Below are 12,773 nucleotides of genomic sequence, written 5' to 3' on the forward strand. Positions count from 1 at the left end.
GGAACTACGGTTGACTTTATAATCTGGGATTGTTTATCTTAAAGATAGAGTTTTTCTTATTGCCATGTCAGTTACCACCTCTGAAATTCCAACTCTTATTCGCACTCTGAGACACCGTTTAGGCTTATCACAAGAAAAGTTTGGACAAAAATTGGGTGTTGTCTTTCAAACCGTTAACAACTGGGAAAATGGACGCACGAAACCGACTCGTATGGCTTTAATGCTAATTCAGCGTCACTTAGAACAGATGGGTGATGAGGGGAAAGATTTGTTAGAAAAGTATTTTAAACAATAACTTTTATTCATCAAAGCAACAGTATAACGGTCAAACCTTATCTCGCTGCTTTTGATGATTATCCCTCTTTCACTCCTTCTATAAATAAATAAGTAAAGTTGCACAAAGGAGAATGATTAATTTACCTTGAACTTGATCAATTCTCCTCAATGTGTGGTTATAAATTCAGGGTAATATCTCCAACCAGAGACTCCTGATAAATCGGTTTGAGTTGCTCATGATTTGAGGCTTTCAAAAGTTCTACCCATAGGGTTTTGAGTTGAGAATTCTGCGGATAACTCTGTTGTAGAGTTGCTAACTGACCAATAGCATCATACCATAAACCCTGTTTAGCATAGATTGCCACTTTTTCTAGAGGTGTTGCGATACTCAACTCCGCCTCCAACCCCTCACTAGAAACCCGTTTAACTTTTCCTCTCACCATCATTGGTTCTTGATAGGTAATATTGTTATTGACACAATTTAGCTCAAAAAACCAGCGATAATTTTTACCCACTTCTAACGGTTTTTCATGTTGAGGAGTGGGAATACTAACAATTCCAGGGTGTTGAGGAAGCTGAAAGACAACATTCCAAACTTCCTGTTTAGTTTGTTGATCATAGAGTGAAAAAACACCATAGGAAACCTCAGTCGAAGTATAAGGTACATACACAAAAAAAGTGGGATGACTACTCGCCGTTAAAGATAAAGAACTCGATTGACCCGTGATAACAGTTAATGGAATTTGTGTCGTTAGATATTGATTTCCACCGCGAGTCCCTGTTCCTTCGGCTTCGGGTTTTCCATTATCTGCGACATCGGATGTAGCACGAGGGTGCTGAAAGTGAATTTGAATATCATAAGTCGAGTTATAAGTGCTAGCAACAGACTGTATCGGTTGAGCATAAACGGGTATTGACTTGATTAGAACAAGACTAACAAAGCCCAACATTCCTGATGAGAATAATTTCGTGATATTCATATTAAAAGAGAGTAGATGGATGACTGTTGGGAAAAAGCCTAATTGCGCTTATCCAACTCTACATATCTCTAGAGGAGATCTACTTATGCAAGTTCACCCAAATTTCACAACCAATTTCCCACCCAGAAGTAGGGATAAGCAGAGTTATGCTGCATTTCCAACAGGATAGGAGATCAAAAATAAAATATTATCAAATCACAAAATGAGGGCAACCCTCAAAAAGATTACCCCCGAAACGGACTCACAATTTAATACAACTGAACTTACTAAAACACCGCTTAAGACTGTAAGTAAACCGTCACATCATCATCGTCAAAATTAGGGGTCGCAAAATCAAGATCACCGACTCCATCCAAATCATCTACCACCAATCCAACCGGTACATTACCGACAAGAAAGCTTTCTGGGAAACTGAAGAAACCATTACCGTTATTTCTGAGAACGGAGACGGTATTTCCTGCCCGTTCTGCCGTACCTACGATGAAGAACGAGTTCAGCATCATCAAGTCTAAATCTCCGTCTCCATCAATATCAGTAGGAGTCAAGTTACTGGGATTATTTTCACTGAAGAAGAACTCGCTGGGCGAAAAGTTACCGTTGCCATCATTTCGCAATACAGAAACAGTACCCTGGATATCAAAATTACCGAAGTTGGCAGCAGCTAAATCAAGGTCGCCATCATTATCGAGATCGGCTGCAACTGGACTGAGTGGACGATCTCCAACTATATATTTCTCAGGTGTTGTAAAGAAAGCATCACCCGTATTAAAGAGGACAGAAATGGTATTTTCGGCTTGGTTAGATGTGATGATGTCGAGATTGCCATCCTCATCTAAATCGGCAATTTCAACTCCACTAACACCTTCGCCAACCGTTAGAGTTTCTCGTTCAGTAAAGCCACCATTGCCGTCATTATAGTGAATCGAGATGCTGTTGCCCGAGCTATTTGCAGTGAATAAATTCAGTGCTTCTGAATTTGTAGTCACCAGGTCAAGATCCCCGTCGTTATCGAGATCTCCTACATTTGCCATAAAAGGACGGTCGCCCGCTTCATAAGTTTCCGGGAAACCGAAGTTGCCATCACCATCGTTGAAAAATACGGATAAATCATCATCTTCAGCATGAGCCGTTGCCAGATCGATATCTCCGTCTCCATCAAAGTCTTCGGCAATAAATGTAGGCCCTACACCCGTGGTGATGCTTCTCGGCGCCGCAAATGTTCCGTCTCCATTGTTGGTGAGGATAGAAACACGGTTTCCATCATAAGACCCATCTCGAGGAATCACTATGCCGGGATTGCCAACAATCAGATCGTTATCTCCATCGTCATCAAGGTCTGCCGAAGTTATACCACTGGGGCGATCGCCAACGAAGTAGTCATCCCGTTGGGGGAAGTTGGGAGTGATAAAGAAAGGTAAGACAATATTTGTGGTGATCACCTGTAAACCAAATCCGAAGAAAATGCCTTCAAACTGCACAAAATCATATTCACTTCCTAAGCCGAAGGAACCAGAAGCCTGATTAATGTTGGAGTAGTAACTGCTGTAACTAACTGCACTATTGATGTTGATATCTACATCGTAATAGTTGTTGATAAAGACTTGATCAACGCTTGCAGTCGTGGGTGCAGAAGTTTCACTGGCAATATAGTAGGCTCCAGCGGATGAGGAGAAATTATAGCTTTCTTCAACTTCAAAAGAACCCTGCTCGGCGTACACATAACCCGTGTAATAATCGCTTTGGGTGCTGATTCCGTTGGAGTAGTAAACAAAGTCATATCGTACCAGTGGTTCTGGTTCTGGGGGGGCAGGCGGTAAAAATACATTCAGGTTATAGGTTGTGGTTTGAGTGCTAATCGTTTCCACCTGAATATAGTAGGTTCCGGCTGATAATGGAACGTTAATTGATTCGTTTGTTGTTCCAATATTTTGGGAAGTTGCAACAACTGTTTGATCGATATCTAATACCGAGATGTTGACATCCTGACTGATATTTTCTAGGAAAACGTTCAAGTTCTGATTGTTTTCTATATTAATCTCGTAGTAGTCAACCGAATCAACAGCCCCGACTTGTTCGGTGTAGATAGTAGTTACAGAAGAATCTATTGAAATATCGTAGGCTTCTATGACTGTATTACCCGGATCTTCTGGGACTGCAATGACTTCTGGCGCTTCATCTTCTGAAGGAGCGGGAGGGAACAATACATTCAGGTCATAGGTTGTGGTTTGATTATTAACAGATTCTACCTGAATATAGTAGGTTCCGGCTGATAAGGGAACGTTAATTGACTCGTTTGTTGTTCCCGTATTTTGGGAAGTTGCAACAACTGTTTGGTCGATATCTAATACCGAGATGTTGACATCCTGACTAATATTTTCTAGGAAAACGTTGAAGTTTTGATTGTTTTCTACATTAAACGTGTAATAGTCAACCGGATCGTCTGCACTGACTTCTTCGCTGTAGATCGTGGTTTCAGAGTCAATTGAGATGTCGTAGGCTTCTGTTGCGGTATTACCGGGATCTTCTGGGACTTCAATGACCTCTGCTGTGTCATCTTCCGGGGAACGAGGCGGAAACAGTATGTTCAGGTCGTAGATGGTGGTTTGATTATCAAAAGATTGTACTTGAACGTAATAGGTTCCAGCCGATAAAGGAACAGTAATTGATTCGGCGGTAATTCCAAGATTTTCAGAAGTCGCAATAATCTCTTGATTGATATCTAATAGATAAACATCAACATCCTGAGTCAAACTTTCTAGAGAAAGGTTTATGTTTTGATTATTGACGACATTAAAAGTGTAGTAGTCAACGGGATCATCTTCACTGACTTCATCACTATAAATGAAGGTTTGAGAGTTAACTGAAATTTCGTAGGCGTCTTCGATAGTATTACCCGGATCTTCTTCGAGATCAACTGTTTCAGTCTCAAATGGGTCAGAAAGTTCTTCATTGACGATTGTATTTGTTGGTGTATCTTCAACATTCTCAGGAATAGAAATTTCCTCATCGTTAGGAGTCTCACCACCGGAATCAGAAGAATCATCACCTGAAGCATCTTCACCGGAATCAGAAGAATCATCACCTGAAGCATCCTCACCGGAATCAGAAGAATCATCACCTGAAGCATCCTCACCAGAATCAGAAGAATCATCCCCTGACTGACCATCATCTACCGGAGTCGAGTCGAGGGTAAAGTTAACTTCTGCTAATTCTAGCGATCGCAATCCCGCAGTATCAACCGCTCGTAAAAACACGGTATAAGTGTCATCTACGAAGGAAGTATTTAAGGCTTCTTCTAATTGGTCTGGAGTGAGGGTAAATGAACCATCAGCGGCAATACTGGTTTGTATGGGAACGAATTCTTCACCAATACTGACTTCGATTTCTTCTATGCCAAAATTATCGGTAGCCGTTCCTGTAATTGTTGGGTCTGAAGTAATTCCATCACTCTCATTTGTTCCTGTATCATTTGCTAATTCTGCGGTAATGGTCGGTGCAAACATATCAGTTCCAGGAGGAACTAAATCAATGTCTTGTTCAGGAGGATCGTCATCAGGTGCAATGGTAAACGTTAACTCTGCTGTTTCTAGCGATCGCAATCCTTCTGTATCAACAGTTCGTAATTGTACGGTATAGATACCGTCAGTGAAGGAAATATTGAGTGTTTCTTCTAGCTGTTCTTGAGTGAGGGTAAAGGAACCATCCTCAGCAATTTCTGTTTCAATGGAAATAAATTCTCCACCAATACTGACTTCTAATTCTGCAACTTGATCACTATTGGTGACGGTTCCGGTTATTGTTGGATCGGTTGTAATATTATCACGATCATCGAGTCCGGTATCATTGGCTAGAGAGACAACAGTAATCAGGGGAGGTTCGGGTAAAACAAGTTCTGTGAAAGAATCTGGATCTACTCCTTGTAATAATGCCAATATTTCCCCAGAATTCGGATCTCGAATGACACTATCTCCTTCCGGTGTTTCTTCGATATTGACATCTTCAAAGGTTAAACCATCCTGTAGTTGAATTTGGTCTTCACCGACGTTAAAATCAACAATCAGGTTTGTTGTTGTTACGCTAAAGTCACCCGTTCCGATTTCCAAGACAAAAATATCTTCACCTTCGCCCCCAATTAAAATATCGGTTCCTCGATCCGCATAAAGGATGTCATTTCCTTCATCTCCATAGATGGAATCATCCCCTTGACCGCCAAACAGAAAATCAGCACCGGAACCCCCATAGATAATATCATTTTCTTGGTGTCCGTAAACTGAATCTGCTCCTTCATTCCCAAAGAGTTGATCGTCTGCTTCCGCTCCAAAAATCAGATCGTCTCCTTCTAAGCCCAGAATTTGATCTGAACCAGAAGTACCAACTAAAATATTGACATCAAGAACGTCTACAATTGTGTTGTCTGGTGTAAAAACCATGAGTTTCCCCTAAAAATATTGATGAAAGTTGATGATCTAAGTTCTGAATCTATTCCTCGTTTAAGCTAATATAATTTAGCTGATGACAAGTATTGATTCGTTCTATTTGTAGCTGACTAATTTTGTCAATTAGTGTGAAGATTTCCTGACAGATTTCCTGGCTTTCTAGTTCTAGAGAACAATCGGAATATTGTTCAGTTTGCAAGGTTATCCTATCGAGTTCTTGACAACGTTTGCTATACAAAGAACAAGTTATTGCCAGTTCGGCATCAATCGCCTCTAAGCGAAGTTGAGTTAGGATTAACTTTGAGTTTGAGGTCGAATTTGAATTCAATTTTTGGGAGTTTAAGCTACAGAAATTATCCCAATATAAAGGTTGAGTTTTCTCCGTAGAAAATAATACCGAGTTATGGTGTTCAGTCATTGAGTAGATGTCAAGCGTCGTTCTCATCGGTTTGAACTCCTTTTGCTCAAATAAACGAGAGTCTGTTAATGCACCCAAAACCCCTGATGGAAAAGATCCTGAACGGGTCATTGTCCCGAACTGCTAGGCGTTCGTTTTCTCTATCGCTTCGGTTTGCGTGTTTTTACGGATGATCCGGAATTATTTACAAAACTTAAGACTCTGGGACAGTCTGGGCGATCAATAAGAGTAACTAATGTAATATTTTGTTAATCTGTGACAGACTTGACGTAAAATCTGCCTTTCATTTTTGATAGAGAAGTAAAAGACCGTAGTGGTGGCGGTCAACCTCAAAGGAGTAACACCCATTGTGGACTCACGAGATCAGCATCTACAACAGGACGAATACCTGAAACAGTTGGCTTTGACAGCCCAACAACACCCTCGTCGCAGTCGAGAACGACGCCAAGCTTTGACTCGACTCACTCAGGAACTTTTAAATTCGGGTCGGTTGCGTCATCCTCATCCCAGTCAATTTACTGAACATTATCAAGAAATTTATGAGATTGCGGTTCAAAATCTGATGCTTTATATTTGCGCTAATATTGATAAGTATAATCCTGATAAAGCCCCGGTCATGCGATGGGTTAATTTTCTATTGGAAAGGCGATTTTTTCCCGAAGCAGTTAGTGAAGTTCTGGGAAAAAAACAGCAGGAAATTAAGGGTTTAAGACCCGGTGAAGCTTCTTCAAGTTTATCCGATTTAGTTCGACAGTCGATAGAGGAAGACTATAATGGTATTTTTGCTCGTAAACATATTCGCGGTTATCCTCAAGCCAATTTTAAGGAGATCTTTAGGCGTCGTATTATCGAACGAGAAAGTTGGGAAGACATTTCCAATGTTTTTGAGATCAAAGTTTCAACGTTATCTGATTTTTATCAACGATGTATAAAACAATTTTCAAATGAAATTAAAAAACAAATTCAAGATTAACACTATTCTGGTTTGAGTGACAAAATTTGAAAGCCATGAACTCATTTTTTACTATGCCAATCACAAACAAAGACCGCCAGATTGCGGAGAATTTTTCTGTACAGCAATCACAACCTGAAAAGCGAGATCAAGTTTACTACAATAGTTTAGCAGTTTTAGCTGTTAATCATTATTGTCAGTGGATGGACATTTCAACAGACTTAAAAGAAAGTGATAGCTGGAATCCGATCAAACAAAGCTTAGGCGATCTGGCTGATTTATCTCTAACCAATTTAGGGAAAATAGAATGTCGCCCGGTTAATTTTGATGCGGCGGCGGTGGAAGTTCCGGCGGAAGTTTGGTCTGATCGAATTGGTTATCTAGCTATTCAGTTTGATGAAGGGTTTACTCAAGCCAAATTTATCGGTTTTCTTGAAAAAGTTGAAAGCGAAAAAATACCTTTTGAACAATGGCGATCGCTTGATAATTTCTTAGAGTTAATTGAAAAATTAGAAACGGTTGATTCTGATCATCTGGAAGTTAATCTAGGGAATTGGTTACAGGGAATTTTTGATCACACTTGGACAGCCATTGAAACAATTACTCAACCGTCTGATCTAGAATTAGGATGGAATTTTCGTCAAAGATCTCGAACTTCTTCTCAAACAATTTCCAACTCTAACACTTCTGAGATTGAACGAGTGAAAATAGTCTCTCTCGAACCACCGGGAACAGAAATGGCGTTGCTGGTGGGGCTAACTCCTACAACCCTGTCAGAATTGGATATCTCCGTCGAACTTTATCCGACTCAAGCCTACAGTTATCTTCCCGAAGGATTACAATTGATGATACTTGATCAGACCGGAAAATCAGTGATGCAAGCGGAAGCGGGAGGGAGTGAAAAACTATTATTTAAGTTTAGTGGCGAGTCAGGAGAGCAGTTTAGTATTAAAATAGTATTGAGGGAAATCAGTGTTACGGAAATTTTTGTGATTGAATCAACGGTTTGAGTATGAGTAAATCGGTTATTCTCAAATTAGAAGGAGATTTTGAAACCAAAGGCTTTCAAGTCACCTTAGAAGTTCGTTCGTCTGAGGGAAAAACATTATTTGAAAAGCAAGGATTTTTACCCGCAGATCCAGATTTAGCGGCTCATTTAAAATGTCATTGGAAAGAAAAATATCGCAGTCTAGCCGCACCCTACCGGATTAAACCTCAAGCGATTATTCATCAAGGTTCGATTCACAAACGGATTAAAGATTGTCAGATTTCTGCTCAAAAATTACAGGATCATATTAGTGATTGGTTGGAGGCTGATACATTTAGACTCATTGATAAACGTTTACGAGAAGAACTCAATCGAGACGAAGAAGTTCGGGTTCTCATTCGCACAAAAAATCCGGATTTGAAAAAGTTACCTTTGCATCTTTGGGATTTTTTTGAACGTTATCAAAAAGCTGAAATTGCGTTGAGTCCGATTGAGATTGAAACGATTAAAGATTTTCCTAAATCTTCGGTTCATTCCCGCGTGAGAATTTTGGTAATTCTCGGTCATCAAGAAGGAATTGATATCGAAAAAGATTTAGAAATTATTCAAAGTTTACCGAATACTGATCCGGTAGTATTAGTTGAACCGAAAGCGAAGCAAATTAATGATCGCCTTTGGGAACAACCTTGGGATATTATCTTTTTTGCAGGACATAGTGAAACCGAAGGTGAAACCGGACGAATTTATATTAATCCTCAAGAGAGTTTAACAATACAAGAATTATGGTACGGTTTGAGAAAGTCTGTTGAACGAGGATTAAAACTGGCGATTTTTAACTCTTGTGATGGCTTAGGACTCGCCCAAAAACTTGATGATTTGAATATTCCTCAAATGATTGTCATGCGAGAGTTGGTTCCAGATCGGGTTGCTCAAGAATTTTTAAAACATTTTCTCACAAATTTCGCCGCCGGACAACCTTTTTATGTTGCGGTTCGAGAAGCTAGAGAACGATTACATGATGATTTTGAACGAGAATTCCCCTGTGCGAGTTGGCTTCCGGTGATTTGTCAAAATCCGGTTTATGTTCCTCCGACTTGGGAAGATTTAATCGGATATTCACCTAATATTCTAGAGGAAAATATACCTCAAAAGCAAATTTATAATCCTGCTAAATCTCATGCTTGGCGATGGCGGGAGTTACCCAAAGTGTTGTTTTCTGCAATTACAATTTCAGGGATGATTTGGGGAGTACGAAGTCTTGGTGGGTTACAGACTTGGGAGTTGAAAGGTTATGATCATTTTATTCAAATGCGACCCGATCCGGGTTTAGATGAACGGTTATTGCTGATAACAATTACAGACAATGATGTACAGAGACAACCTCCAGAAGATCGACAAGGACGTTCACTTTCAGATCGTTCATTAGCTTTATTACTAGAAAAGCTAGAGCAATATCAACCGAGAGTGATTGGCTTGCATCTATTTCGAGAAACAGGGGTTAACTCTGAATCTGAAAATCTCCGTAATTCTCTCCAAACAAGTGATCGTTTTTTTGCAACTTGTCGATATGGCAATACTGAAAATGTGGGAGTTTCTCCGCCTCCAGAAGTTCCCTTAAACCGTCAAGGATTTAGCAATATTTTGATCGATGCTGATGGGGTGATTCGTCGGAATTTATTGTCAGTCGGATTGTCTTCTGATTGTCAAACTCGCTTTTCTTTGAGTTGGAAATTAGCCGAACGGTATTTAGCAGATCAAAAAATAGTCGCAAAAACGACATCGGAAGGAAAGTTAAAGTTAGAAAATACTGTCTTCAAGATATTAAAACAAGGAAGCGGTGCTTATCAAACCGATTTAGACTGGCGCGGACATCAAATCATGCTCAATTATCGCACATCGGGAGAAATTGCACGTCAAGTAACGCTCTCCGAAGTATTAAAAGGTGAAGTCGATCCAGAGTGGATACGCGATCGAATTGTGATTATTGGAACAACTGCATCGAGTTTTAATGATCATCGTTGGTTTACTCCCTATAGTTATCAAAAACAACCGATTCAAACCATAACTGGTATTGAACTTCAAGCCCAAATGGTCAGCCAAATTCTCAGTATTATTTTAGAAGATCAACCTTTAATTTGGTGGTTTCCAGACTGGGGAGAAAGTCTGTGGATCTTGAGTTGGTCAATCGGTGCAGGTTTGATCGCTTGGAGAGTGCGATCGCCTCAAGCTTTTTTGTTGACGACGGGAACAACTTTAATTGTTCTGTATGGATGTTGTTGGGGATTGTTTCTTAGAGGAGGTTGGATACCCTTGATTCCCTCAGCATTGGCGATCGTTGGGGCGACAAGCGGGGTATACCTTCAAAAAACCTTCAAAACCCCTGAAAGCCCTTAATTCAAGCTGTAAAGGAAAGTAAGAACCCTGTCAACATCCTCCTCATCATCCTAAAGGTTGGCGATGGGTACTTAAACAACGTGACGGTTTAACAAGTGTCCTTGTCGCCGTTTTGAGTAGAAATGTTCCTGAAGCCCGTAAATCTACGGTTTTGGATATGAAGATTTATTGATTTATCCGTGAATATCCTGGCTCGAACGTGTCACTTTTGAAACATACCCAGTCATTGCTTCGTGGCTCTTGTCGGCGATGTTCAATGGCACATAAGCAAGGAAATTGCTTCTCGGAACGTCAGATAACTGCATCAGATCCTAGATCAAGACTGTATAAACTGACAACGAGATCACAAAAAACGAGATTAACACTATCCACTCACAGAAAACTATGACTTTTCAAGAAATTCTAAAATCTCTGATTTCTCAATTAAATTCTGCAACGTCATCTCCTGTCTTGCAAACTTCAGGCGTCACCAGTAACGAGGTAATTTTCGAGTCTGATATTGATGGAACTCGCTATTATCTTGTCCGTTGTCAACCGAAGTCAAATCCGTCGATACAACTAAGTCAACGGGAAAAGGAAATTGCGAAATTAGTCGCTGAGGGTTTACCGAATAAATGTATCGCCAAGGAACTCGGTATTAGTCAGTGGACAGTTTCCACTTATCTCCGTCGAATTTTCGGTAAATTAAATGTGACTACCCGAGCTGCAATGACAGCTAAATTGTTAGGAGATCAGTTATTAGCCAGTTAAATCAATCGATTCAGTTAACAGAGAAAAAAGCCGTCCCTGCTTGTCACTCAAAAAGCGACTGATGGGGGTGCAAAAAATCTGCTATAAATGGAAAGATTGGGTTGGATACAATAAGATGGATCACTTTGAAGTCGGTCGTTTGTGGAATGAAAATGCTCCAGCTTGGACGGCTCTTTCTCGTCAGGGTTATGATGTTTACCGAGATTTAGTCAATACTCCGGCTTTTCTCGAAGTTCTACCGGATATTCACGGGTTAGAGGGTTTAGATATTGGGTGCGGCGAAGGGTCGAATACTCGAAAGTTAGCCAGTTTAGGGGCTAAAATGGTAGGAATTGATATTTCCTCTATCTTCATTCAAGAGGCAATTTCTCAAGAAAATATTGAACCGTTGGGAATTAAGTTTCTCGTTGCAAGTGCGTTAGAACTTCCGTTTGCAGATCAAAGATTTGACTTTGCAACAGCATTTATGAGTTTAATGGATATGCCGAATTATGACATCGCACTGCGGGAAGCTTTTCGGATTCTCAAACCGGGAGGATTTTTGCAGTTTTCAATCACTCATCCCTGCTTTGATACACCCCATCGGAAAAATTTACGAGATGAAATGGGGAAAACCTATGCGATTGAAGTTGGAGGATATTTTGATAGAATTGATGGACAAATTTCGGAATGGATTTTCGGTTCAGCCCCAGAAAAAGTTCAACAACAATGGCCGAAATTTCGGATTCCATTTTATCATCACACCATAAGTGAGTGGTTAAACTTACTCATTGATGTCGGTTTCGTTCTCGAAAAATTCGTTGAACCGAAAGCCAATGATGTCGTTACCACTCACTATCCGCAGATGCAAGATTCACAAGTTGTCGCTTACTTTTTACAAGTTCGGTGTCGTAAGCCGGGTTAAATCAGAATTAATCAAAAGCAATATATTCTGAGCGAACCCATCCCGTTAAACCATCAACGGAAGAAACATAAAACCAGTTTGCACCATCATTACTTTTGCTTTGTTCGATCACTTCAACAGTCTCTCCATGTTGAAGGGAACCGAGTGAAGAAGCCAAGCTGGGTGTTGTCCGCAGGTTAATAGGACGACCATCTGTAGAAATTCTAGCCGCAACAATAGAGTTATCTGTTACCATTGTATTGTACTCTCTATTGCTGCTGAGTTCTAAACAAGAAAAGGGTAAATTCACAGTTCCCCAACCTTGTCCGGAAGCCGAAAAATCAGCAAAAATTTCTGCGTAGGGTTGACCATCACTAAAGTTGCCATAACGACGAACTTTGTAGTAACCGTTTTGTAATGTTCCAACTCCTTGTCCGTAGTCGTTGTAGCTCAAACATCTAGAGTTTTTCAGATAGATATAGTCGGGGTTGCTGTAGTAAACTCGACTGGCAGACGCAGCAGAAGTGAAACTGCTAAATGTTGACAAACCTGTAATTAAGGTGCTAGCAAATAAAGCAGCGACTTTTCCGAAGAATAGTTTCATGGAAGTTCTCCTTGGGTGGTGAAAAAGTGGTCAGAGTTGAAAACTGGAGAAGTATAGCCGATTTCTTTTGGGGAATAAACTCATTGAAGATC

10 protein-coding genes are annotated in these 12,773 nt (G+C 40.3%); 6 read left to right on the forward strand and 4 right to left on the reverse strand.

The annotated features are described in order from the left end of the window. Positions 1–64 precede the first annotated feature (64 nt). Positions 65–295 (forward strand): helix-turn-helix domain-containing protein, encoded by a 231-nt coding sequence (locus tag M595_RS05050; protein WP_023064946.1) that lies wholly within the window; start codon positions 65–67, stop codon positions 293–295. Between the two features lie 157 nt (positions 296–452). Here the strand turns inward: M595_RS05050 and M595_RS05055 are convergent, their stop codons facing one another. From M595_RS05055 to M595_RS05065, 3 genes are all read right to left on the reverse strand, one after another. Beyond that, positions 453–1,256 (reverse strand): DUF928 domain-containing protein, encoded by an 804-nt coding sequence (locus M595_RS05055; RefSeq protein WP_083492774.1) that lies wholly within the window; start codon positions 1,254–1,256, stop codon positions 453–455. A gap of 278 nt (positions 1,257–1,534) precedes the next feature. After that, positions 1,535–5,686 (reverse strand): FG-GAP-like repeat-containing protein, encoded by a 4,152-nt coding sequence (locus M595_RS05060; RefSeq protein WP_023064945.1) that lies wholly within the window; start codon positions 5,684–5,686, stop codon positions 1,535–1,537. A gap of 49 nt (positions 5,687–5,735) precedes the next feature. Continuing rightward, a complete protein-coding gene (locus M595_RS05065) occupies positions 5,736–6,221 on the reverse strand; it encodes a hypothetical protein (RefSeq protein ID WP_023065013.1) in 486 nt (161 codons plus the stop codon). A gap of 238 nt (positions 6,222–6,459) precedes the next feature. Between M595_RS05065 and M595_RS05070 the strand changes: the two genes are divergently transcribed. From M595_RS05070 to M595_RS05090, 5 genes are all read left to right on the forward strand, one after another. Next, positions 6,460–7,083, forward strand: coding sequence for a hypothetical protein (locus tag M595_RS05070; protein WP_040483619.1), 624 nt, complete (start codon positions 6,460–6,462; stop codon positions 7,081–7,083). A gap of 53 nt (positions 7,084–7,136) precedes the next feature. Then, positions 7,137–8,072: a DUF1822 family protein gene (locus M595_RS05075; protein ID WP_023064927.1), complete on the forward strand. Its 936-nt coding sequence runs from the start codon at positions 7,137–7,139 to the stop codon at positions 8,070–8,072. Positions 8,073–8,074: 2 nt separating this feature from the next. Further along, a complete protein-coding gene (locus M595_RS05080) occupies positions 8,075–10,444 on the forward strand; it encodes a CHASE2 domain-containing protein (protein ID WP_023065015.1) in 2,370 nt (789 codons plus the stop codon). Between the two features lie 384 nt (positions 10,445–10,828). Beyond that, positions 10,829–11,194, forward strand: a complete 366-nt coding sequence (locus M595_RS05085; RefSeq protein ID WP_023064922.1) for a response regulator transcription factor — start codon at positions 10,829–10,831, stop codon at positions 11,192–11,194. Positions 11,195–11,309: 115 nt separating this feature from the next. Continuing rightward, the gene (locus M595_RS05090) at positions 11,310–12,098 is read left to right on the forward strand and encodes a class I SAM-dependent methyltransferase (protein ID WP_040483620.1); all 789 of its coding nucleotides are present in this window, start codon (positions 11,310–11,312) and stop codon (positions 12,096–12,098) included. Positions 12,099–12,105: 7 nt separating this feature from the next. On the opposite strand, the gene M595_RS05095 is transcribed toward M595_RS05090, so the two are convergent. Further along, positions 12,106–12,681, reverse strand: coding sequence for an SH3 domain-containing protein (locus M595_RS05095; protein WP_023064908.1), 576 nt, complete (start codon positions 12,679–12,681; stop codon positions 12,106–12,108). Between the last annotated feature and the right edge of the window lie 92 nt (positions 12,682–12,773).

Origin of the sequence: Lyngbya aestuarii BL J, assembly GCF_000478195.2 — a bacterium.
Classification (GTDB): Bacteria; Cyanobacteriota; Cyanobacteriia; order Cyanobacteriales; family Microcoleaceae; genus Capilliphycus; species Capilliphycus aestuarii.